General features: G+C 67.7%; 19 protein-coding genes. 10 read left to right on the top strand and 9 right to left on the bottom strand.

Translation table 11 applies throughout. The annotated features are described in order from the left end of the window. Window position 1: 1 nt before the first annotated feature. From IV112_RS18065 to IV112_RS18020, 10 genes are read left to right on the top strand one after another with little or no spacing between them, the layout of a single operon-like run. Window positions 2-1,264, top strand: a complete 1,263-nt coding sequence (locus IV112_RS18065; RefSeq protein WP_304005844.1) for a TIGR03087 family PEP-CTERM/XrtA system glycosyltransferase — start codon at window positions 2-4, stop codon at window positions 1,262-1,264. Next, the gene (gene xrtA, locus IV112_RS18060; RefSeq protein ID WP_304005842.1) at window positions 1,251-2,768 is read left to right on the top strand and encodes an exosortase A; all 1,518 of its coding nucleotides are present in this window, start codon (window positions 1,251-1,253) and stop codon (window positions 2,766-2,768) included. The genes IV112_RS18065 and xrtA overlap by 14 nt, the downstream gene beginning before the upstream one ends. Continuing rightward, complete coding sequence (locus tag IV112_RS18055; protein ID WP_304005840.1) at window positions 2,765-3,913, top strand: TIGR03088 family PEP-CTERM/XrtA system glycosyltransferase; 1,149 nt, start codon at window positions 2,765-2,767, stop codon at window positions 3,911-3,913. The genes xrtA and IV112_RS18055 overlap by 4 nt, the downstream gene beginning before the upstream one ends. A 13-nt stretch (window positions 3,914-3,926) precedes the next feature. Next, complete coding sequence (locus tag IV112_RS18050; protein ID WP_304005838.1) at window positions 3,927-5,840, top strand: XrtA/PEP-CTERM system amidotransferase; 1,914 nt, start codon at window positions 3,927-3,929, stop codon at window positions 5,838-5,840. A 17-nt stretch (window positions 5,841-5,857) separates the two neighbouring features. Then, window positions 5,858-7,072 carry a TIGR04063 family PEP-CTERM/XrtA system glycosyltransferase gene (locus IV112_RS18045; RefSeq protein ID WP_304005837.1) on the top strand — a complete coding sequence of 405 codons (1,215 nt, stop codon included), beginning with the start codon at window positions 5,858-5,860 and terminating at the stop codon, window positions 7,070-7,072. After that, window positions 7,069-8,316, top strand: coding sequence for a glycosyltransferase (locus tag IV112_RS18040; protein WP_304005835.1), 1,248 nt, complete (start codon window positions 7,069-7,071; stop codon window positions 8,314-8,316). The genes IV112_RS18045 and IV112_RS18040 overlap by 4 nt, the downstream gene beginning before the upstream one ends. Further along, a complete protein-coding gene (locus IV112_RS18035; protein WP_304005833.1) occupies window positions 8,309-9,139 on the top strand; it encodes a sulfotransferase domain-containing protein in 831 nt (276 codons plus the stop codon). The genes IV112_RS18040 and IV112_RS18035 overlap by 8 nt, the downstream gene beginning before the upstream one ends. Then, entirely contained in the window at window positions 9,132-10,493 is a 1,362-nt protein-coding gene (locus IV112_RS18030; protein ID WP_304005831.1) for a phenylacetate--CoA ligase family protein, read from the top strand. Before IV112_RS18035 ends, IV112_RS18030 begins: the two co-directional genes overlap by 8 nt. 15 nt (window positions 10,494-10,508) lie before the next feature. Then, window positions 10,509-11,864 carry a putative O-glycosylation ligase, exosortase A system-associated gene (locus tag IV112_RS18025; protein WP_304005829.1) on the top strand — a complete coding sequence of 452 codons (1,356 nt, stop codon included), beginning with the start codon at window positions 10,509-10,511 and terminating at the stop codon, window positions 11,862-11,864. Between the two features lie 16 nt (window positions 11,865-11,880). Beyond that, entirely contained in the window at window positions 11,881-12,744 is an 864-nt protein-coding gene (locus tag IV112_RS18020; protein ID WP_304005827.1) for an ATP-grasp fold amidoligase family protein, read from the top strand. Window positions 12,745-12,772: 28 nt separating this feature from the next. Here IV112_RS18020 and IV112_RS18015 read toward each other — a convergent pair whose 3' ends face one another. The 9 genes from IV112_RS18015 to IV112_RS17975 form a co-directional block, all read right to left on the bottom strand. Continuing rightward, a complete protein-coding gene (locus IV112_RS18015) occupies window positions 12,773-13,963 on the bottom strand; it encodes a glycosyltransferase family 4 protein (RefSeq protein ID WP_438362258.1) in 1,191 nt (396 codons plus the stop codon). Continuing rightward, window positions 13,944-15,812 carry an asparagine synthetase B family protein gene (locus tag IV112_RS18010; protein WP_304005823.1) on the bottom strand — a complete coding sequence of 623 codons (1,869 nt, stop codon included), beginning with the start codon at window positions 15,810-15,812 and terminating at the stop codon, window positions 13,944-13,946. The genes IV112_RS18015 and IV112_RS18010 overlap by 20 nt, the downstream gene beginning before the upstream one ends. A 55-nt stretch (window positions 15,813-15,867) precedes the next feature. Continuing rightward, entirely contained in the window at window positions 15,868-17,094 is a 1,227-nt protein-coding gene (locus IV112_RS18005; protein ID WP_304005821.1) for a glycosyltransferase family 4 protein, read from the bottom strand. A 99-nt stretch (window positions 17,095-17,193) separates the two neighbouring features. After that, window positions 17,194-18,819: an asparagine synthetase B family protein gene (locus tag IV112_RS18000; protein WP_304005819.1), complete on the bottom strand. Its 1,626-nt coding sequence runs from the start codon at window positions 18,817-18,819 to the stop codon at window positions 17,194-17,196. Beyond that, complete coding sequence (locus tag IV112_RS17995; protein ID WP_304005818.1) at window positions 18,816-19,667, bottom strand: glycosyltransferase family 2 protein; 852 nt, start codon at window positions 19,665-19,667, stop codon at window positions 18,816-18,818. Before IV112_RS17995 ends, IV112_RS18000 begins: the two co-directional genes overlap by 4 nt. 7 nt (window positions 19,668-19,674) lie before the next feature. After that, complete coding sequence (locus IV112_RS17990) at window positions 19,675-20,568, bottom strand: glycosyltransferase family 2 protein (protein ID WP_304005816.1); 894 nt, start codon at window positions 20,566-20,568, stop codon at window positions 19,675-19,677. Further along, window positions 20,565-21,515: a sulfotransferase family protein gene (locus IV112_RS17985; RefSeq protein ID WP_304005815.1), complete on the bottom strand. Its 951-nt coding sequence runs from the start codon at window positions 21,513-21,515 to the stop codon at window positions 20,565-20,567. Before IV112_RS17985 ends, IV112_RS17990 begins: the two co-directional genes overlap by 4 nt. Window positions 21,516-21,525: 10 nt before the next feature. Then, window positions 21,526-22,425 carry a glycosyltransferase family 2 protein gene (locus tag IV112_RS17980; protein WP_304005813.1) on the bottom strand — a complete coding sequence of 300 codons (900 nt, stop codon included), beginning with the start codon at window positions 22,423-22,425 and terminating at the stop codon, window positions 21,526-21,528. A gap of 16 nt (window positions 22,426-22,441) precedes the next feature. Continuing rightward, entirely contained in the window at window positions 22,442-23,389 is a 948-nt protein-coding gene (locus IV112_RS17975; protein ID WP_304005811.1) for a glycosyltransferase family A protein, read from the bottom strand. Between the last annotated feature and the right edge of the window lie 2 nt (window positions 23,390-23,391).

Below are 23,391 nucleotides of genomic sequence, written 5' to 3'. Positions count from 1 at the left end.
CGTGGAGCCGCTGCTCTTCCTCGCCCATCGGCTGCCCTTTCCGCCCAACAAGGGCGACAAGATCCGCTCCTTCCACCTGCTGAAGCATCTGGCGCGTCGCCATGCGCTGCACGTCGGCACCTTCGTCGACGACCCGGCCGACCTGCCTCACCTGCCCGAACTGGCGGCGATGTGCGTGCAACTGCACACCGAAACCATCGCCCCGCGCAGCCGCAAACTGCTGTCGCTGCGCGCGCTGGCGACCGGCGAAGCGCTCAGCGTCGTCTACTACCGGTCGGCAGCGATGCAGCGCTGGGTCGATGACACCATCGCTCGTCACGACATCACCAAGGCCGTCGTGTTCTGCTCGACCATGGCGCAGTACCTCGACCGCCACCCGCATGTGCACCGTATCGTCGATCTGGTCGATGTCGATTCGGCCAAGTGGTCCGAGTACGCGCCGCGTCACCGCTGGCCCATGTCCTGGCTGTACCGGCGCGAAGCAGGCACGCTGCTCGATTTCGAAGCGGGCGTGGTTGCCGCCGCCGACCGCAGCCTGCTGGTCACGCCCGCCGAGGTGGCGCTGTTCGAATCGCTGGCGCCCACGCTGAAGGGGCGCGTCGAGGCGCTGCCCAACGGCGTCGATGTCGACTTCTTCAACCCGGCGAACGCCGGCGCGAACCCCTATGCCTCGGGCGTGAAGCCGGTCGTGTTCACCGGTGCGATGGATTACTGGCCCAATATCGACGCCGCCTGCTGGTTCGCCAATGAAGTGATGCCGCGTATCCGCGCCGTCGAACCGGCCGCGCATTTCTTCGTCGTCGGCATGAATCCGGCGCCTGCCGTGCGCGAACTGGAGAAGACCGGCTTCGTCACGGTGACCGGTCGGGTTGACGACGTGCGCCCCTGGGTCGCGCACGCCGCCTGCGCGGTGGCGCCGCTACGCGTAGCACGCGGCATCCAGAACAAGGTGCTGGAAGCGATGGCGCTGGCACGGCCGGTGGTTGTCTGGCATACGCTGTCGGCCAGCCTCGACGCACAGCCGGGGCGCGATTTCCTCGCCGCCGACGCGGCCAGCTACGCCGAGTGCGTGCTGGCATTGTTCGATCCTGCTTACGCGCAGGCGATCGGCCAGGCGGCGCGTGCCCGGATCGAACTGGTCTACCGCTGGGACAGCGCGCTGGCTGCGCTCGATGCCTGGCTCGATGCGCCTGCTCCGGCGCGTTCAACCCCACACGGAAGCACACCCGATGTACAACCCGACGTCCTCCATGCCCGCGGCTGATACCGGACGCAGTGCTGCGTCCTGGCGGACGGCCGGGCCGGTATTCCTGCTGCTGTTCGCACTGCTGCTGTGGCTCTACTGGGGCACCGCCGCGTCGATGGCGGAAATCTGGTGGCGTTCGGAAACCTTCGCGCACGGCCTCATCGTGCCGCCCATCTTCCTCTGGCTGGTGTGGCGCAAGCGGGCGGCGCTCGCGGCGCACGTGCCGCAACCCTGCGCGTGGGGGCTGGCCGCGCTGGCCGTTTCTCTGGCCGGCTGGCTGGTGGCCGACGTCGCCGGCGTGCAGGTGGTGCGCCAGCTGGCCTTCGTCGCCAGCATTCCGTCGCTGGTCGTCGCCGTGCTCGGCTGGCGCGTCGCCTGGGTCATCGCCTACCCGCTGGCCTTCCTTTTCCTCGGTGTACCGATGGGAGAGGGCCTGATGGTGCCGCTGATGAACTACACGGCCGACTTCACCGTCGCGTCGCTGCAACTGCTCGGCTTCCCGGTCTATCGCGAAGGCACTTTCTTCGAACTGCCGTCCGGCAGCTGGTCGGTGATCGAGGCCTGCAGCGGGCTGCGTTACCTGATCGCGTCGCTGACCGTCGGTGCCCTGTTCGCTTACCTGAGCTATCGCACGCTGTGGCGCCGTGCCGCCTTCATCCTTGCCTCCTTCGTCGTGCCCATCGTCGCCAATGGTTTCCGCGCGCTGATGATCGTGCTGCTCGCGCACTACTCGGACATGAAGCTGGCGACCGGTGTCGACCACATCATCTACGGCTGGGTGTTCTTCGGCGTCATCATGCTGCTGCTGTTCTGGGTCGGTTCGTTCTGGCAGGAGAAGGAAGCCGACGATGTCGCGCCCGGCGCCGGCTCGATCGCGTTGCGGCCGGTCCCGATGCTGCGCACCGCGCTGACGGCGGCTTCGGCGGCGCTCGTGTTGCTGCTGCCTCCGCTCTATGCGGCGCAACTGGCGCAGCGCGAACTGCCGGCATCACCACAACTGGCGCTGCCGGCCGAACCCGGCGACGGCTGGGCGCTCGATGCCGGACCGGCGCTGACCGACTGGCGGCCCACCTTCCAGAACCCGGACCGCGAGCGCACCGTGCAGTACCGTCGCGGCGACGAGGTCGTGGCCGTTCATCTGGCCTGGTACGGCCGCCAGCGACAGGACGCCGAACTGATCAATTCGCGCAACTTCATGATCCGGCAGGAGCACGACGTGTGGTCCAACGTCGGCGAGCGCGTGGTCGATACGCCGGCGCATCCGGTGCGGGAGACGCGCCTGCGCTCGACCGCGCTGCGCCTGCTCATTCACGACTGGTTCGTCGTCGGCGGTGAGCCCACCGTCAGCAGCGTGCGCGCCAAACTCATGTTCGCCCGATCGCTGCTGCTGGACGGCGAGGACAGCGGCTACGCCGTGGTGCTGTGGACGCCGCAGCAGGGTGAGGATCCGGCGGCACGCGCGCGACTGACGGCCTTCGCCGCCGTGATCGAACCGCACCTGGGCAAGGCGACTGCGCCGTGAAGCGCGTCGTTCACGTGGTGCATCACTTCGGCACCGGCGGCATGGAGAACGGGATGGTGAACCTGTTCAACAACTTTCCGCCGGGCGATTTCGAGCACCACGTGGTCTGTCTGCAGGGCCACTCGCACTTCGTCGAGCGCATCCGCGACGGCCGGGTCACCTTCCACGACGTGAAGAAGGCGCCGGGCAAGGACCCGGCGCACTACCTGCGACTGTGGAGGATGCTGCGCGCGCTGCGTCCCGACATCCTGCACACGCGCAATCTGTCGGCGCTGGAAGCGGTGCTGATCGGCTGGCTGGCCGGCGTGCCGGTGCGCATCCACGGCGAGCACGGGCGCGACGTGTTCGACCTCGACGGCAGCAATACGCGCTATAACCGGCTGCGCCGGCTGGTGCGCCCTTTCGTCCACCGCTATCTGACGGTCAGCCGCGACCTGCAGAACTGGTTGCGCGACGCCATCGGCGTCGATGCGGCGCGCGTCACGCAGATCTACAACGGCGTGGACAAGCAACGCTTCACGCCGCGGACCGACGCGAGCCGCAGCGTGCTGCCGGAGTCCTTCCGTGGCAACGCCTTCGTGATCGGAAGTGTCGGTCGCATGGTCGGTGTGAAGGATTACCCGACGCTGGTGCGCGCCTTCATTGACGCCGCGCGGCGGCCGGGCGGCGAGCGCCTGCGCCTGGTTATCGTCGGCGACGGCGGCGAACGCGCCGGCTGTCAGGCGCTGCTGGACGACGCCGGTCTGGCCGATCGCGCCTGGCTGACCGGCGAGCGCAAGGACATTCCCGAACTGATGCAGGCTTTCGATCTGTTCGTGCTGCCGTCGCTGGGCGAAGGTATTTCCAACACCATCCTCGAAGCGATGGCCTGCGGACTGCCCGTTGTGTCCACCGCGGTCGGCGGCACGCCGGAACTGGTGGACGATGGCATCAATGGAAGGCTGTTCATGCCCGGCGACGTCGCGGCGCTGTCGGCCTGCGTGCAGGAATACGCATCCGATGCGGCGCTGCGGGATGCGCACGGAAGTGCATCACGGCAGAAAATCGAGGCCTCCTTTAGCATCGAAGCCATGGTTGCCGCGTATCGCGACGCCTATCTTGCGCTGTCCGCGAAGCAAGGTCGCCCCGGCAGCTCCACCACCTGACAGGATTTCCCGCATGTGCGGTTTCGTTGGCATTTTCGACACGCGCAACCGGCGTGATGTAGGTCGCGACGTGCTGCACCGGATGAACGAGGCGCAGCATCACCGCGGTCCCGACGAGGGCGATCTGCACCTCGAACCCGGCGTCGGTCTCGGTCACCGCCGGCTGTCCATCATCGACGTGGCGAGCGGTCAGCAGCCGCTGGCCAATGAGGACGGTTCGGTCATCGTCGTGTTCAACGGCGAGATCTACAACTTCCAGTCGCTGATTCCGGAACTGACCGCGCTGGGCCACACCTTCCGCACGCGCAGCGATACCGAAGTGATCGTGCACGCCTGGGAGCAGTGGGGCGAAGCCTGCGTCGAGCGCTTCCGCGGCATGTTCGCGTTCGCCCTGTTCGATCGCAATCAGGACGTGCTTTTCCTGGCGCGCGACCGTCTGGGCGTGAAGCCGCTCTTCTATTCGCTGCTGCCCGACGGCCAGCTCATCTTCGGTTCCGAGCTGAAGGCGCTGACCGCGCACGGCGGCCTGAACCTCGATCTCGACCCGCTGGCGGTCGAAGAGTATTTCGCGCTTGGCTATGTGGCCGACCCGCGCACCATCTACCGCCACGCTTTCAAGCTGGAGCCGGCGCACAGCCTGCGCATCCGCCGCGGTGAAACACCGCCGGCGCCGCGTCGTTACTGGGACGTCGACTTCGGCCACGTCGAGGCGATCGACGAAGTGCAGGCCGAAGAGGAGCTGATTCGCCGGCTGCGCGAATCGGTCAGCCTGCGCATGATTTCCGAGGTGCCGCTGGGCGCCTTCCTGTCCGGCGGCGTCGATTCGTCGGCGGTGGTGGCGATGATGGCGCAGTCCTCCGACTCGCCGGTGAATACCTGTGCCATCGCCTTCGACGATCCGGCTTTCGACGAATCGAAGTTTGCGCAGCAGGTGGCCGACCGCTACCGCACCAACCACCGCGTCGAAATGGTGGCCTCCGACGATTTCGACCTGATCGATACGCTGGCCTGGCTGTACGACGAGCCCTACGCCGACAGCTCGGCGCTGCCGACTTACCGTGTGTGCCAGCTGGCGCGCAAGCACGTGACGGTGGCGCTGTCCGGTGACGGCGGCGACGAAAGCTTCGGCGGCTATCGCCGCTACCGCATGCACCTGATGGAAGAGCGTCTGCGGTCGCGCCTGCCGCTGGGCGTGCGCAAGCCGCTGTTCGGTACGCTGGGCCAGATCTACCCGAAGGCCGACTGGGCGCCGCGAGTGTTCCGCGCCAAGAGCACGTTCGAATCGCTGGCGCGCACCTCGGTGGAAGCCTATTTCCACTCGGTGTCCATCCTGCGCGACCCGATGCGCGCCCAGTTGTTCAGCCCGCGGATGAAGGCCGCACTGGGCGGCTACAACGCGGTCGAGGTGTTCCACCGCCACGCCGCACGCCATACCTCGGACGAGCCGCTGTCGCTGGTGCAGTACCTCGACCTGAACACCTATCTGGTCGGCGACATCAACACCAAGGTCGATCGCGCCAGCATGGCGCACTCGCTGGAAGTGCGCGAACCGCTGATGGACCACCCGCTGGTCGAGTGGCTGGCCACGTTGCCGGCCTCGCTGAAGATACGCGGGCAGGAAGGCAAGTACCTGCTGAAGAAATCGCTCGAACCGCATCTGCCGCACGACATCATGTACCGGCCGAAGATGGGCTTTTCGGTGCCGCTGGCGCGCTGGTTCCGCGGCCCGCTGAAGCAGCGCGTGCGTGACGCGGTGCTCGGCAGCCGTCTGGCCGACACCGGCTGGTTCAACCGCCCCTATCTCGAACACCTGGTCGACGCGCACCAGTCCGGCCTGCGCGACTACAGCGCGTCGCTGTGGACCCTGCTCATGTTCGACGCCTTCCTGCGCAACCAGGAAGCGTCGGCCATCCGTGCCGCCGCCTGAAAGAGACACCGATACCGATGCGCATCCTGCACGTACTGGATCACTCGATTCCGCTGCACAGCGGCTACACCTTCCGCACCGCCGCCATCCTGCGCGAGCAGCGCAAGCTCGGCTGGGACACGCACCACGTCACCAGCGTCAAGCACACCGCGCCCGGCCCGCTGGTCGAGGAGGTCGATGGCCTCACCTTCCACCGCACGCGGTGGACGCCCGGCACCATCGACCGCGTACCGGTGCTGCGCGAGCGGGCGCAGATGCGTGCGCTCGAAGCGCGACTGTTCGAGGTCGCGCGCGAGCTGAAGCCGGACGTGCTGCACGCGCATTCGCCGGTGCTGAACGCCTTTCCAGCGCTGAACGTCGGGCGCCGGCTGGGCATTCCCGTCGTCTACGAAATCCGTGCCTTCTGGGAGGACGCCGCAGTCGATCACGGCACCACCACCGAAGGCAGCCTGCGCTACCGCGCCACCCGCGCGATGGAAACGCGCGCGGTACAGCAGGTCGATGCCGTCACCACGATCTGCGAAGGTCTGCGTCGCGATCTGGTGGCGCGCGGCGTGCCGGAGTCCAAGATCACCGTCATCCCCAACGCAGTCGACATCGACAACTTCGCTTTCGGCGTCCCCGGCGACGACGCGCTGCGCGCCGAACTGGGGCTGACCGGCAAGCGGGTACTCGGCTTCATCGGCTCCTTCTACGCCTACGAGGGTCTGGACCTGCTGCTGCGCGCGCTGCCGGCCATCCTGCAGCAGGCGCCGGACATCGCGCTGCTGCTGACCGGCGGTGGGCCGCAGGAGGAGAACCTGAAGAAGCTGACGCAGGAACTCGGCCTGCAGGCGCACGTGAAGTTCACGGGTCGCGTGCCGCACGCGCACGTGCAGCGCTACTACAGCCTGGTCGACGTGCTGGTCTATCCGCGTCATTCGATGCGGCTGACCGATCTGGTGACGCCGCTCAAGCCGCTGGAAGCGATGGCGCAGGGCCTGCTGCTGGTCGCGTCCGACGTCGGTGGTCACAAGGAGCTGATCCGCGACGGCGAGACCGGCATGCTGTTCCGTGCCGGCGACGCCGAAGATCTGGCGCGCAGCGTGCTGCGCCTGCTGGCCATGCAGGACCGCTGGCCGCAACTGCGCGAAGCGGGGCGGCGCTATGTCGAAACCGAGCGCAACTGGACGAACTCTGTCGCGCGCTATCGCGACGTCTATGGCCGGCTGACCGGCCGCGCGGCTGCATGACGCAGCGTGGGCCGCACATCGTCGTATTCTCGACGTTGTTCCCGAACGGTGCGCAGCCGCAGGCCGGCGTGTTCATCCGCGAGCGCATGTTCCGTGTCGGCGCCGAACTGCCGATGACCGTGGTTGCACCGGTGCCCTGGTTTCCGTTCCAGTCGCTGCTGCGCCTGATCCGGCCGCACTTCCGTCCGGACGTCCCGCGCGTCGAGGTGCAGCAGGGCGTGACCGTGCTGCATCCGCGTTTCCTGTCGGTGCCCGGACTGTTCAAGCGTCTCGACGGCGTACTGCTGGCGCTCGGCGCACGCGGCACGCTGGCGCGCCTGAAGCGTGAGGGCCGTCTGGACGTGCTCGACGCCCACTTCGCCTATCCCGACGGCTATGCGGCCAGTCTGCTGGCGCGCTGGCTGCAGGTGCCGTTCACGATCACGCTGCGCGGCACCGAAGCCCGCCACGCGCGCACGCCCGGCCTGCGCGAACGTCTGCTCGCTGCACTTGAACGGGCCGATCGCGTGTTTTCGGTGTCCTCTTCGCTGGCCGACATCGCCGCCGGCCTCGGCATCGCCCGCGACAAGCTGCAGGTCGTGGGCAATGGCGTCGATACGCGCAAGTTCCATCCGGTCGACCGTGACGCGGCGCGGCGCGCGCTGGACATTCCGGCCGACGCCACGGTGCTGATCAGCGTCGGCGGCCTGACCGAGCGCAAGGGCTTTCACCGCGTGATCGAACTGCTGCCGGTGCTGCGCCACGAAGTGCCGGAGCTCCTGTTCCTGATCGTCGGCGGCGCCAGCGCCGAAGGGGACTGGGGGCCGCAGCTCAGGCAACAGGTGCGCGAACTCGGGCTGGAGGACTGCGTGCGCTTTCTCGGCACCCTGCCGCCGGAGGCGCTCAAGCAGCCGCTGTCGGCGGCCGATGTGTTCGTACTGGCGACGCGCAACGAAGGCTGGGCCAATGTTTTTCTCGAAGCGATGGCCTGCCGGCTGCCGGTCGTGACGACCGATGTCGGCGGCAACCGCGAAGTCGTCTGCCGCGACGAGCTGGGTACCGTCGTACCGTTCGGCGACGCCGCCGCGCTGCAGACGGCGCTGTCCGCCGCGCTCGCGCGCGACTGGGACCGGGATGCCATCCTGGCCTACGCGCGGGACAATGAATGGGATGGACGCGTGGCCGCACTGGTCACCGCGTTCAGGGCGCTGGGCCGCAGCGGAGCGGTCGCCGCCACCGAAGAAGGAGTCAGACGAGTTGGCTGAAGCATCGAAATGGGCGCATGTGCGCGAGCAGATCGAGTACCGGACCCTGCTCGCGTCCAAGTGGTGCGTGCAGCGCCTGCCGCGTGCCGCAGGGGCACGCCGTCACGTGTTTGTCGCCGGCATGCAGCGTTCGGGCACCAATATGCTGATGGACCTGATCGAGCGCAGCATGCTGACCGACGTCTACCACGAGCGCGACCCGCGCGCCTTCGACAACTACATGATGCGCGAGCTGCCGGTGATCCGCCGGCTGGTGGAACAGTCGCGTGCGCCGCACTTCGTCATCAAGTGCCTGTGCGAACTCGATCGCCTGCCGGCGCTGATGAGCGAGTTCCAGCCGTCGAAGGCGCTGTGGATCGTGCGCGAGTACCGCGATGCGGTGAATTCCGCGCTGGTGTCCTTCGGCCGCTTCTCGCAGCAGATCGACCGCATCGTGCGTGGCAAGGCCGATGGCGAGTGGTTTGCTGGCGGCATGTCCGACGACACGCTGCGCCTGGTGCGCGAACTGTGGCGGCCGGACATGAACGAGGCGACCGCTGCCGCGCTGATCTGGTATTTCCGCAACCTGCTGTTCTTCCAGATGAAGCTGGATCGTAATCCGCGGGTGAAGCTGCTGTCCTACGAATCGCTGGTGACCCACCCGGTCGAGGAGTGCGAAGCGGCCTTCCGCTTCATCGACCTGCCGTTCACGCCCTTCATCACGCGCAAGGTGTTCGCCAGCTCGATCAGCAAGAAGGCGCCGCCGCCGGTCGAACCGGCGGTTGCGCAGCTGTGCGACGAACTGATGGCGCGCTTCGCCGCCGTGCGGGGGACGCATGCCTGATCTGCGTACCCGTCTGGTATCCGGCCTTGTCTTTCCGTTGCAGGAGCGGCTGAAGAAGCACAGCACGGTGGCCGACCGGCGTGCGATGGAGGACAGCCAGTGGTGGCCGCGCGAGCGGCTGGAAGCGCTGCGCGTGCAGCGGCTGCGTGCGTTGCTGACGCATGCGGCGGCACACGTTCCGTACTACCGCGATCTGTTCGCGCGCATCGGCTTCGATCCGGCTGCAGTGTCCAGCCTGACCGACCTGCAGCGGCTGCCCTTCCTCGACAAGCCGCTGATCCGCGCCCACACCGACGCATTGAAGGCGGATGATGCACGCGGGCTGGCGCGCTTCAACACCGGCGGGTCGAGCGGTGTGCCGCTCATCTTCTACATCGGCCTCGAACGCGTCAGTCGTGACGTTGCCGCCAAGTGGCGTGCCACCCGCTGGTGGGGCGTCGATATCGGCGATCCGGAGATCGTGCTGTGGGGCAGCCCGATCGAACTGGGTGCGCAGGACCGCGTGCGCCTGCTGCGCGATCGCCTGATGCGCACCCGGCTGCTGCCGGCTTTCGAAATGTCCGACGCGAAGGTCGACAGTTTCATCGACGAAATCCGTGCGCTGCGGCCGAAGATGCTGTTCGGCTACCCGTCGGCGTTCGCCCACATCGCCCGCCATGCGCAGCGGCAGGGCGTGCGCATGGACGACCTCGGCATCAAGGTGGTGTTCGTCACGTCCGAACGTCTGTACGACCACCAGCGCACGCTGATCGAACAGAGTTTCGGTGCACCGGTCGCCAACGGTTATGGCGGGCGCGACGCCGGTTTCATCGCGCACCAGTGCCCGTCTGGCTCGCTGCACATCACCGCCGAGGACGTGATCGTCGAAATCGTCGATCGCGAAGGTCGGGTGCTGCCGCCGGGAGAGTCCGGCGAGATTGTCGTCACCCATCTGGCCACCCGTGACTTCCCCTTCGTGCGCTACCGCACCGGCGACGTCGGCGTCGTGGCGGCGCCGGACGACGCGCCCTGCGCCTGCGGTCGCACGCTGCCGGTGCTGAAGGAAGTGCAGGGCCGCAGCACCGATTTCATCGTCGCCCGGGATGGCACGGTGATGCACGGCCTGGCGCTGATCTACATCGTGCGCGACATGCCCGGCGTGGCCGGCTTCCGCATCGAGCAGGAAAGCCTGGATCTCACCCGGGTCAAGGTGATGACCGAGCCCGGCTTCCCGGCCGACGGCGATGCACGCATCCGCGCCGGCATGAAGGCGCGCCTCGGCGAATCGGTCGAGATCGTGGTCGAGCACGTCGCGCAGATCGCGGCCGAAGGCTCGGGCAAGTTCCGCTACGTCGTCAGCAAGGTGGCTGCATGATCGAGGTGACGCGTCGTGCGTGACATCGTCGTCACCATCGCCGTATTCGGCATGTTGCCCTTCATCCTGCGTACGCCCTGGATAGGCATCCTGGTGTTCACCTGGCTCAGCCTGATGAACCCGCACCGGCTGGCCTACGGTTTTTCGCTGAGCTTTCCGTTCGCGATGATCGTTGCGCTGACCACGCTGGTGGCGCTGCTGTTCTCGAAGGAGATCAAGAAGATCATCTGGACGCGCGAGAGCATCATCCTTGCGCTGTTCGTGATCTGGATGTGCATAACGACGACACAGGCGATCTACCCGGCCGACGCGCAGATCCAGCTGGACAAGGTGCTGAAGATCCAGCTGATGATTTTCGTGGCCCTGATGATCATGCGCAGTTTCGACCGCATCGAGGCGCTCCTCTGGGTGTCGGCCGCGTCGATCGGCTTCTACGGCTTCAAGGGCGGCATCTTCACCATCCTGCGCGGCGGTGTGTTCCGCGTGCAGGGACCGCCCGGCACCTTCATCGGTGGCAATAACGAGATCGGTCTGGCGCTGGCGATGACTGTTCCGCTGCTTTACTTCATGCGGTCGCGGGCGGCCAATCCGCTGCTCAGGCTCTTCCTGACCACCTGGGTGGTGCTGACCGCCTTTGCGGCGATCGGTACGCAGTCGCGGGGCGCAATGCTGGGCATGGCATCGATGACCGTGTTCATCTGGCTTAACAGTCGCAAGAAGATACAAACCGCCATCCTGCTCGCGGTGACCGGCTACGCGATCGCCAACTTCATGCCGCAGTCCTGGTACGACCGCATGAGTACCATCGAGACGCACGAGGAGGACAAGTCCGCTCAGGGGCGCGTCAATGCCTGGTGGACCAGCTTCAACATGGCGAACGACCGCATCTTCGGCGGCGGGTTCGAGTGCTGGAAGCGTCAGGTATTCGCGATGTATGCACCCGATCCGACAAACGTGCGCGACGTGCACAGCGTCGTGTTCGAAGTACTCGGCGAACACGGTTACATCGGGCTCGGCCTGTTCTTTGCCCTCGGCCTGTGCACCTGGCTCAGCGCTGGCTGGAGCGCCCGCCGGGCGCGCAAGATGCCCGACATCGCCTGGGTGGCGGACATGATGCGCATGGTCCAGGTGAGCCTCATCGCCTACGCGACCGCTGGCCTTTTCCTCGGGCTGGCCTATTTCGACTACTACTACACGCTGATCGTAGTCGTTGTCGCGACGACCTGGCTGATCCGCCAGCGCATCGCAGGCCTGCCGGACGCCGACTGGGCCCGCGCGCGGCCGGCCGGTCTGTTCGCCGGTGGCCGCATTCCACGACTGTGGCCCTGGAAGCCCAGACCGCAACCGGCCCAGCCCGCGGCTCCTGGGTGAGAACGGGAGACCTGGCATGGATTTGATGGAGGCATGGCGCACCCTGCGCCGACGTCTGAACAGACGCGCGATCGGAGAAGCGCAGCTGACGAAGCGCTATCAGAAGGTGCACGGTCGTCCCTTCGACCCGGCACGCGTCGAGCGCTTCACCGAAAAGGTGCTGCAGCGAATGCTCGCCGTGAACAGGCGCGGCAATGCACTTTATTCACGCCTCAGCGACAAGTACGCGGTGCGCGACTATGTGCGCGAGAAGGTTGGCGAAGCGCATCTGGTCGATCTGATCTGGTCGGGCACCGACCCGCGGCGCATTCCTTTCGACCGACTGCCGCCGAAGTGCGTCATCAAGACGAACAATGGCTCCGGCGGCAACATCCTGATCGACGGCGCATTCGACCGCGATGAGGTCATCGCGCGGCTGACGGAGTGGCTGGGCAAGGACTACTACTGGATCGACCACGAATATCACTACGCGAAGATCAAGCCGCGCGTCGTGATCGAGGCCTATCTCGACGATGGTCAGGAGAACGGCCCGCTGGATTACAAGCTGTGGTGTTTCGACGGCGTGCCGCAGCTCGTGCAGGTCGACGACTGCCGGCACGGCATCAACGCCTTCTACGATCGCGACTGGACATTGCTGCCCTTCCGCTACCGCGACAACCAGAAGGATTTCGACATGCCGCGCCCGGCCAATCTCGACCGGCTACTCGAAGTCGGCGCCCGTCTGTCCGAGGGCTTCGATTTCGTCCGCGTCGATCTGTACAACGTGCACGGACAGGTCTATTTCGGCGAAATGACCTTCACGCCCTTGGGCGGGCGCATGCGCTTCCGCCCGGACGAATGGGACCTGACCGTCGGGCGCTTCTGGCAACAGGCGAACTAATCAGCGGCGCAGTATCAGCGTCTCAATATCAGCGTTTAAGGTCGTGCGTATGCTCGACCGTCTGCCGCATCACCGCCGCCCACGAGAAATCCCGATGTGCCCGCGTTTCCGCACGGGCGGCGCAGGCCGCGCCGAAACCGGTCGACGGATCGAGCAGCGTGAACAGCGCTTCGGTCACCGCAGGCAGTGAATTGCCGTCGCAGCGCAGTCCGGTTTCGCCGTCGAGCACGGCCGAGCCGGTGCCGCCGGCCATGCCGGTCAGCGAGGTGCGGCCGCAGGCCGCCGCCTCGATATAGACCATGCCGAAACCTTCGGTGTCGGCGCCGATGTCGCGGTTGGGCATCGCGAACAGATCGCTCGCCGCGTACCACAGCGGCAGATCGTCGGCGCTGACGCCGCCGAGCAGGTGGATGCGTTCCGGCATTTCCGACGCGGCACGGATGCCGGCCAGGTACTCCGCGTCCTCACCCTTGCCGATCACCGCGTGGTGCACGTCCAGCCCGCGGCGCACCAGCTCCGGCACCGACTGCATCACGTAATCGAAACCCTTGCGCCGCGACAGCCGGCCGACCGACAGGATGAGCTTGGCCTCCGGCTTCACGCCGAGCGAGGCGCGCAGCTTCGAGCCATCCAGTCCCGGGCGGAAGCGCTCGGTGTCCACGCCGGGATTGATGATGACCACACGTTCCGGCTGCACGCCCATGTCGAGCAGCAGACCGCGCGTGAATTCGCTGTTGGCGATCACCAGCTGCGCGCCGCAATAGGCCTCGCGCATCGCCTTGACCCGACGCGGCTGGCGCCACGTCGTGATTTCCTCGCCGTGCGCGTAGATGACGACAGGCAGGCGCAGCAATCGGCCGGCGCGCACGGCGACCAGGCCTTCGGGCAGCACGCGGCCGGCGTGGATCTGGGTCACCGGATGGCGCCAGCCCACGCTCAGCGTCTTCAGGAAGAACTCGAGATAGACCGGCAGCGACTCCGGACGCAGCCATGGATAGCGCTTGAGCCCGAGACGATGGATGGTGTTCGGGCTGGCGCGGTCGTGCTCTTCGGCACCCGGCACGTCGGCGGTCAGGATGTGCGTGCCGGCGCCGCCCATGCGGCGGTACACCTCGTCGAACCACACCGCCGTCCCGCCCTTGGTGGGCTGGAACAGTTCGGTGATGACCAGGAATCGGGCGTCGGGCGTGTTCATCGCCTCACCCGTCCAGTCGCGCATTCGGATGCGCGGCCAGCCAGTGTTCGAGCATCATCAGCACCCAGATCATCACGCCATAGTAGGAGGCGTGTTCGCTGCGGTGGCGCTCCAGCAGATGCTTGACGAAATCGGGCTGCACGACGCCGCGCTGCGCCAGCGCGTCGAGCGCGTCGTGTGCCATGCGGCTGAGCTGCGGGTCCTGCTGCATCCACAGGCCGAAGGGCAGGCCGAAGCCGTGCTTGGACTTGGTGATCGTCGCCTGCGGCAGAAAGTCCTTCAGTGCGTCCTTGAAGAACCAGCGCAGCTGGCCATCGCGCACCTTGTAGTCGGCCGGCAGCATGGCCGAGAAGTCCATCAGCCGCTCGTCGAGAAGCGGGTAATGAACCTCGATGTCGGCCAGTTCACACATGCGCGACACCTTGCGCAGGTCGCTGTCGGCGAGCGTCTGCTTCAGGTCCAGATGCATCATGCGGTTGACCATGGCCTGCGACCGCGTGCGCCCGTACACCTCGCGCGCGATCGCGCGCGGGTGATCCGGGTCGATGCCGCGCAGCAGCCGCTCGGGCAGGATGCGCGATGCGCCCTCACGTTCGACGTGGTTGAACACCTCCATCCGGTCCGGCAGCGGAATGCTCGCGCGCTGCACGTAGTTGCGGCCCTTGCGCAGCACGCCGACCGCCAGCGCATCGGGCAGCTGGCCGAGCACGCCGTTCAGTACTGCGCGCAGCGGTGCCGGCACACGGCCGTAGCGCTCGAACACTTCCTGATCGGCATAGCGCGCGTTGCCGCCGAAGATTTCGTCCCCCCCGTCGCCGGCCAGCATCAGCGTGCGGCCGTCGGCGCGCGCCATGCGGGCGCAGAAATAGGTCGGCACCGCCGAGGCGTTACCGAAGGGTTCGTCGTAGATGGCTGCGATCTTCGGGATCGCTTCGGCAACATCGGCCGGGGTGACGTAGTACTCGTGGGCGGTGCAGCCGAAATGACCGGCGGCGATGCGCGCGAACTCCATTTCGTCGAAGCCGTCTGCGTCGAAGCCGATGGAATAGGTGTCGGGGCCGCGACCGGTCACACGGGCCATCATGCCGGCGACGGTCGAGCTGTCGGTGCCGCCGCTGAGGAAGGCGCCGACGCTGTCGCGGGTGGTCGCGTCGCGCACCGACGATTCGAGCAGCTCGCGGAACTGCGCCGCGTAGCGGGAATAGTCGTCGGGCGTATCGTCGGCGTAGGGCATGCTCCAGTAGAAGCCGGTGCGCAGTGCGCCGTCGCGCAGATGCACGTATTGCGCCGGCAGCAGCTTGAATACGTCGCGGTAGATGGTGGCCGGTGCCGGCACCATGTGGCAGTAGAGGTAGTCGTACAGCGACTGCGGATCGATCGCCGGGCGCACTGCCGGGTGCGCGGTCACCGCGTCGGTGGTCGCGCCGAACACCAGCGTGCTGCCGCGCAGCGCGTAGCACAGCTCCTGCGCGCCGACGCGATCGATGGCGAGCAGTGCTTCGTGCCGTGCGCCGTCGACCAGGGCGAGCGAGAAGCGTCCGCGCAGCGATTCGAGCAATGCCGGGCCGCGCTCGCGCCAGGCCTGCAGCAGCGACTGCGCCATGCCGGTGTGTGCGGCGCGCTCGGCCAGGTCGGCGTCCGTCCACGACGGCTTGCCGGCCAGTGCCAGCAGCAGGTCTCCGTCCTTGCATACTTCCGTATCGCCGGGGCGGGCGCGCACCGCCACCGCGGCGCGGCCACCGAGACGGAACTGCACGCCGGCATCGGACAGGCCGCCAAGCCGCTCGGCCATGTTGCCGATCAGCCCGGTGCGATCGTCGAGTGGTGCATTGGGCGGATTCGGGCCGTCAAGCCAGCCGCAGATCTTGCTCATCGTTCTTCCTTTTCAGTGCGGACGCACTCGCTGGTGCCCCTTGCGCGGTACGTCTTCATCGTTGTGCTCCAACCAGGCGGTCGTACAGCCGGCTGTAGCCCTGTGCGACGCTGTGCAGCGAGAACTGCTCCTCGGCGATGCGCCGGCCGTTCTCGCCCAGCGCGCGTCCGGCCGGTGACAGGCCGCTGCACACGGCCAGTGCCAGCGCCTGCGGGTCGTCCGGCGAATACGTATAGCCGGTGCGGCCGTGCTGCACCAGATCGCGGGTGCCGCTCACGTCGGCCGCGACGCAGGGCAGACCGCTGGCCATCGCCTCCAGCACCACGTTGGGCAGGCCTTCGCGGTGCGAAGGCAGCACCAGAAGGTCGGCTGCGCGCAGATAGCGCTCCACGTCGGCACTGCGCGGCCGCAGCATGAAACGCTGTGGCGCCTGCCGGCCGAGCGCGTTCAGGCGGGCGATCAGTTCGCCGTTCGGGTCCTCGCGACTCTGCGGGCCGACGGCGACCAGCAGGGCGCCGGTGCCGAAGGCGTCCTGATGCACCCACTGTGTGGCCAGCCATTCGATATTCTTGCGCGCGTCCATTACACCGGCGTACAGCGCCACCGGCACGTCGGCCGGCAGTCCGAGTTCACTGCGCAGCGCCGCGCGGGCGGCGGCGTCGGCGGGGTGAAAGAGCGCGGTATCGACACCATTCGGCAGATAGTGGATGCGTTCGGCCGGCAGTCCGCAGTCGTTGAACTCGCGCACCAGATCGCGGCTGATCGCGACGCAGGCGTCGACCTGGCGCAGTAGCGCACGGTGCAGCCGACCGCTCAGCGTGCGGCCGATGTCGTGCAGGTCGTCGTTGGCCAGGCTGGCCTTGACGATGGACTTCAGACCGGCGGCGCGTGCCAGCGGTCCGACGATGGCATTCGTGTAATAGGCGCCGTGGCTGTGCAGCACGTCGAAGTCGTGACGGCGCCGCCAGACGTAGGCGCACAGATTGGCCCACAGCCGCAGTTCGCGATGCTTGGCACCGCGTCCGGCGTAAAGACGCGTGACCGGAAAGCCATCCACCGTGTCGTGCTCGGGCAGATCGCGCCAGCGCACCGTCACGAATTCGACATGATGGCCGAGCCTCCGCAACTGTCGCGCCAGCATCAGCGCCTGCTGCGCAGCGCCACTGAACTCGGGCGGGAAATAGGTCGAGTACATGAGCACGCGCAGCGGCCGCGCCGCAGCCAGACTGGCGGGCGTGAGGTCCTGCTGGGACGGTGTGCTCGATGCGCTGTGCAGGCTCATGCGGGCCGGAGGCGGTCGGGTGCGTAATGGGCGACTACTGTAGCCGAGCCTGCGCCCCTGCGACGAGGGAAGATGCCGCACTGCAGGGTGTTCGCCCGGTCAGCTGTCGTGCCGCGCCCGCCACGCCGCGAGGTTGATCAGCCCCCATACGCGGTGGGCAGCGCGCGTGTCTCCGGCGATGAAGCGATCTCGCCAGCGGACCACTTCCGCCGGATCGAGACCGGTTCGCTCGATGGCGGCAGTGTCGCCCAGGTGGCGTCGCACCAGTCTATGGTCGTGGCCGCGCAACAGCGCGACGAGGTCGATATTGAAGCCGCGCTTCGGTGTATCCCAGATGGCTTCGGGCACATGCCGCGCCAGCAGGTCGCGCAGCAGGCGCTTTTCGCGTCCGGCCTGCCAGCACCACGCTTCCGGCATCGCCTGCAGCAGGCGGCTGACGTCGGCGGCGCCAAAAGGGTGTTCGATGCGCAAGCCGGTCGCCAGCGCGGCCTGGCGGATGCGGTCGTCCGGCTGCGCCTCGCCCTGCAGCACCGACAGGCGCTGCAGATGCGAACGGCCGGCCAGCGCCGCGTGCTCACGATAAAAGCGGGTGCCCGACAGATCGGCTGCGCGACCGGTCAGGCGGGCGATGTCGGTGGCGTTGAAGCCGTTCCAGCGGATGAACAGGTCCTGCGCCACGTCGAAGCGGAACATCCGCGCGTAGCCGCCGATCAGCGGCAGTGCCTGCAAGGTGCCGGCGATGGCGCGGCGCAGCGGCGCCGGGATGCGGGCCACGTGATCGTGCGCGATGCGCCGCCAGCGCGCCGGCATCAGTCCGGCCAGCGCCTCGGCACCCGTGCCGTCCAGCGCGCGGTCGGACTGCTGCGCGCACGCCTCGTACAGCAGCCGCGTCGGCATGCCGGCCGGGTCGCAGTAGGGCTGTTCGGCGTGCGCGTGCGCCCGCTCGAACACGGCTTCCAGCGCGTCGAGATCGGGGCGCAGCACATGGTGGCGCAGGCCGAGGTGGGCGGCGATGCGCGCCGCGGTGGCGGATTCGTCCAGTGTCGCGTCGTCGAAGCCGACCGACCACGCTTCGATCGCGTGACCGCCGTCCTTCGCCAGCGCACACAGCAGGGCCGAATCGACGCCGCCGCTGAGGAAGGCGGCCGGCGCGTGCGCGCCGTCCAGCCGGCGCGCGATGGCGGCCAGCAGGCGGGCATGGACTTCGTCGCAGGCTGCGTCATAGTCGGCCGGCAAGGGCGGCGCTGCCGCATGCGGCAGCGCACGCACGCCGCTGCTGTCGAACACCAGCGCGGCGCCGGCTTCGAGCGCGTAAACGCCGTCGTGGATGGTGTTCGGTGCAGCGATGTCGAGGAAGCGCAGGAACTCGTCGAGCCCGCGTGCCGAGATGCCGGGCCGGGTCGGCAACTGTGCGAGCAGGGTGTCGAGCCCCGTGGCGAAATGCAGGCAGCCCTGCGCGTCGCGGTGCCAGAACAGCGATACCGAGCCGGCCGGGTCGCGCGCCAGCAGCAGGCGGCGTTGCGCGCTGTCGCAGGCGGCCAGCGCGTAGCGGCCATCGGCGTCCGGCGCGACGCCGTCACGCAGCGGGTCGTTCAGCGTTTCGCCGCGGAACAGCTCGCCGGCGAGATGCAGATCGGCCGCTGCCGCTGGCGGCCGGAACCATCCCGGCGATAGCGTCAGTTGGCCGCTGCGTGGATCGAAATGTCCGTGCGCCGTCGCGTTCATGTCGATACCGCCCTGAGCCACTGACGCAGCGCGGTCAGCGGGTGACCGGCAGACAGGGATTGCCGCGCCAGCGAGCGCAGTTCGCGCCGGCGCAGCGCGTCGATGCGCGCCGCAAGGTGCTGCGCCTGGGGCCACTGCGCGAGGCGGCCAAGCACGTCGATGTAGGCGCGCTGCATCGCCGTGGTGTCGCGCGACAGATTGCTGTCATGACGGCGGCGCAGCAGCGCCAGGCCCGGATGCCACAGCAGCGGAAAACGCGCGGCGCAGCGCAGCCACAGGTCGAGATCCTCGACCAGTGCGAGCGAGGTGTCGAAACCGCGAAGTGCCTCGAAGGCGTCGCGACGCATCACGACGCCGCCGGTGGTGACGAAGTCGGCATCGAGCAGCTTGTCCAGCGGATCGACGACGCGATTGGCGTCGCCGAAGAAGTCCGCACCCAGGCCGCCCTGTTCGAACAGCGTTCGTGCGTGCGGCCGAGTCGTGCCGTCGCCGACGTCGTCGAACTGACGGCAATCGCCGAACACCATCGCCGCATCGGGCGTCGCCTCCAGCAGCGCGAGCCGCGCGGGCAGACTGTTGGCCGGCCACAGGTCGTCGGCGTCGAGGAAGGCGATGAATTCGCCGCGGCCCGCGGCCACACCGGCATTGCGCGCGGCGGCGGGTCCGGGCGCCGGGCTGTCGATGACGCGCGCGCCGGCCGCGCGGGCGATGTCCGCGGTGTCGTCGCTGCAGTGGTTGGCGACGACGACGATGTCCGGTGCCGACGAGAGTGGCTGGGACTGCACGCTGGCGATCGCGTCGGCGATCCAGCGGGCCGCGTTGTGCGCCGGGATGACGACGCTCAGCATCGCTGCGTCAGACCGGGCGGCCGGTCAGCATGGCCAGCGCCAATGACAGGATGAGGCGGCCGCGCGCCAGCGGCGCCAGCGCGAAGGCCTGCGCAAGATCGCGCAGCGCGGCCGCGCGCTCACCGTCGCGGTAGCGCCACTTGGCGTAGTCGGCCAGCACGCCGGCCATGGCGGTGCGCCAGAACGCGCCACGGTCCGGGGGTGGCAGCAGATCTCGGTTCTTGTTCATCACCTGCAGCGCGCTGTTGCGCATCACTTCGCGATTGCGACTCATGCTGCCCGGTGCCCGCAGGATGCACACCTGTGCCTCACGCACGCAGCCGAAACGGGTGATGGCGGCGAGGCGCATCCACATGTCAATGTCTTCGAGGCTGCGCAAGGTGGTGTCGAAACCTCCGGTCTGCGCGAACAGCGTGCGCCGCGCCATCACGGCGGAGCCGCTGCCGGCGACGGTGGCGTTGGTGGCGAAGATGTCGCGCAGGATGTCGCCGTACGCGCCGCTGTCTTCCCAGGTGCCGACCTGCCTGCCTTCTGGATCGACGATCAGCGCCGCGGTTGAGCAGAAACCGATGTCGGTCTGCGCGTCGACCAAGTCCAGCTGCGCGGCGAGCTTGCCCGGTAGCCACCAGTCGTCGGCGTCGAGAAAGGCCACCCAGTCGCCGGTCGCGGCGGCGATGCCGGCGTTGCGCGCGGCGGACAGCCCGGCGTTCTGCTGTGTCACGACGCGGATGCGATCGCCGTAGCTGGCCAGTACTGCAGCGGTGTCGTCGGTCGAGCCGTCATTGACGACAATCAGCTCGAAGTCACGAGCGGTCTGCGCCAGCACCGAGTCGATGGCGCGGGCGACACACCAGGCCGCGTTGTACGCGGGGACAACGACGCTGACGCGCGGGCCGCTCATGCGCCGGTGTCGTAGCCGAGACGGGTCTGCATCGGCGCGATGCGGTCGAGGATGCGCTCGATCAGTTCCGGGTTCTGCTGCTTCCACTTTGCCTTCGCCGGCTTGCCCTTGACGATGCTGGTCGGGCGCTGGTCCAGCGTGCGGCAGCGCTGTTCGATGTCCGGCGTGAAGTCGAGGTCGAGCCGCGCATAGACGTCGCGGAACATGTCGACCGGCCGCTCGAACAGGTCCTCGTAGCGCAGGTGTATCCAGCGGTCGGCCGGCAGCGCGGCGGCGGCGTCGAGCGCCAGCTGGTTGGCGCTGATCCACTGGAAGGCGCACACCTCCTCGATCGGCGCGTGGTTGTAGGCCTGCCAGCCGGGGGCGAGGAAGAAGGCCCAGTCGGTGTACTCGCCGCCGTTGATCGCCACCGGCTCCGGGAAGTCGCCGAGGAACTGCGACAGATGGAAGTCGCCGTCGGTGCGGCCGAGGCGCCAGCCGTCGATCATCGAACTGATGTTGTCGCGGCCGTCGCGCTGGATGAAGACGAACTTCGCCTCCGGGAACAGCGCGTGCAGATAGCCGATGCGCATCACGTTGATGCAGGTCTTGTCGAGCACGCGGCCGCCGCCGAGCCGGCGGTAGAAGAAGCGCAGCGCGGCGTCGCGGTGTTCCGGCTTCGCGTGTTCGGCGCCGGCGGCTTCCGAATGCCAGCCGTTGTTGAGCGGACCGTACAGCTCGTTCCAGAACTGCGGGATTTCGAAACCGAGGTTCACCAGCTGTTTCGACGCGCCGATGGTTTCGAAGGTGACCGTGGTGCCGGAACGCGAACAGCCGACCAGGAAGACCGGCGGCTGCGGCGTCGGGCGGGTCAGATCCCACCACAGGCCGCGCGCATCACGCTGCAGTTCGACGATGTTCTTGGCGACGATGTCCGGATCGCGCAGCTTGGCCAGTTTGTTCAGCATCGAGGTCCGTTCAGCGATTCTTCAGTGCGCCGTGCAGCTCGCCCAGGGAGGCGGCCAGGCGCACGAGGTAGTGGCGGCGGCGGTTGGCCGTCAGCGACGTGGCGGCCGAGCCGAAATAGCCGAGGGCCTTGCGCACCATGTAGGCGGCCGGGCGCACGCCATCGACCTGGGCGACCGAGGACGAGCGGATGAAAGCCTTGCGCACGACGTAGCCGGTGCGCAGCCGTGCGCCATCGACGAAGTGATACTGCACCATGTCGGGTGCGTAGATCAGGCGTGCGCCGAGAGCGAGGCCGCGCTTGACCCATTCGATGTCCTCTGCGCCGCCGAGGTTGTGCCCCTGCGGGCCCAGTTCGGTCGAGAAGCTGCCGATGCGTGCGAGCCAGGCGCTGCGTACGGCGAGATTGCCGCCGCCGGGAATCGCCTTGCCGATGGGGACTTCGATACAGTCGTCGCCGAGATCGAAGCGCGGCACCGGCAACGGATAGACACGGTAGGGACCGGTGTCACGCGCCCAGTCCGGCTCGCTGCCATCCCAGTCGGGCAGGATGCGGCCGCACAGCAGGTCCGCTTCCGGGTGGCGGTCGAAGGCGGCGCAGACGGCTTCGATATACCCGGCGTCCACCCGGTGGTCGTCGTCGACGAAGGTGACGCAGTCGGTGGTGATGCCGGGCAGTGCGCGGTTCAGTGCATTCGACTTTCCCGGGCGGGGCTCGTGGTCGAAGTCCAGTGGGATGCCGTGTTGACGCTTTGCCAGCCAGTCCAGGGTGTCGTCGGAACAGGCGTTGGCCATGACGCGTATGCGCACGTCCCAGTTCGCCGGGAGGCGGCAGGCATCGAGCGACGCCAGTGCCCGCGACAGCAGTTCACGCCTGTCGTGGGTGCAGATCAGTACCGTCAGCGTGTGCATTGCAATGGCGGGCAGGTCAGGCGACCGCGCCCGGCGCCGTCGTCGCGCTGCGGCCACGCCGGCGGTAACCGCGCAGCGCGCCAAAGGTGTGGGCCACATTCATGCCCTGGCGCAGCGTGCCGCGCTGACCGGTCAGCATCATCTTCAGCCATTGGCCGGTATGCGACACCAGCTGACGCACGAGGAAGGGCGGCACGCCGAGCAGCTCGCGCCCGGCACGCGGCATCCGGTGCTCGCCGAAGCGCAGGCCGCCACGGTAGTGCAGGCGCATGAAGTAACTGCGCTTCAGGCGCCAGGTCTCGACGAAATGGTCGACCACCATGTCCGGCCGGTAGCGCAGCCTGAGTTTACGTTCGAGCAGGGCGCGGAACATGATGGCGTCCGAGCCGCCACCGATCACGTTGCCGATCCGGTCGAAGCGCTTGTCGAAGCGCAGCGTCGGGTCGTCACGGAAGATGCGCATGTCGTAGGCAACGTTGGCGGTCCACACCGGTGTCGTATCGTCCTTGATCCAGAACGCGTCCGGGCCATGGTTCACTTCTGCCAGAAAGCCGAGCAGGTCGTCCTCAAGCCAGTGCGGACGCTGCCCCGGCGCGAAGCTCACCTCGACGCGGCCGCCTGCGCACTGCGCACCTTCGACGGCGATTGCATGGTGAGCCGCAGCGACCAGCCCCGGATGCGGCAGTTCGTCGTCGTCCATGAAGATGAGGATGTTGCTGTCCATCGCTTCGGCGAGTGCGCGGTTGCGCGCAGGCACGATGCCCTGCGTCGATTCGGTCACGTAGCGCAAGGGCGCACCGGGCTGGGCTGCCAGCTTCTCCAGCACGGCCAGCGTGTCGTCGCTGCTGTTGTTGTTCACCACCAGGATTTCGAACGGAACGTCTGCCTGCTGGGCGCGCATCGCGGCGACCAGCGCATCGAGGCGATCGGCGCGGTTGTAGGTGCAGAAGGCGAAGCTGATCATGC

Source organism: Methyloversatilis discipulorum (genome assembly GCF_018780585.1).
GTDB classification, from domain to species: Bacteria; Pseudomonadota; Gammaproteobacteria; order Burkholderiales; family Rhodocyclaceae; genus Methyloversatilis; species Methyloversatilis discipulorum_B.
This window is presented reverse-complemented; position numbering and strand designations above follow the sequence as displayed.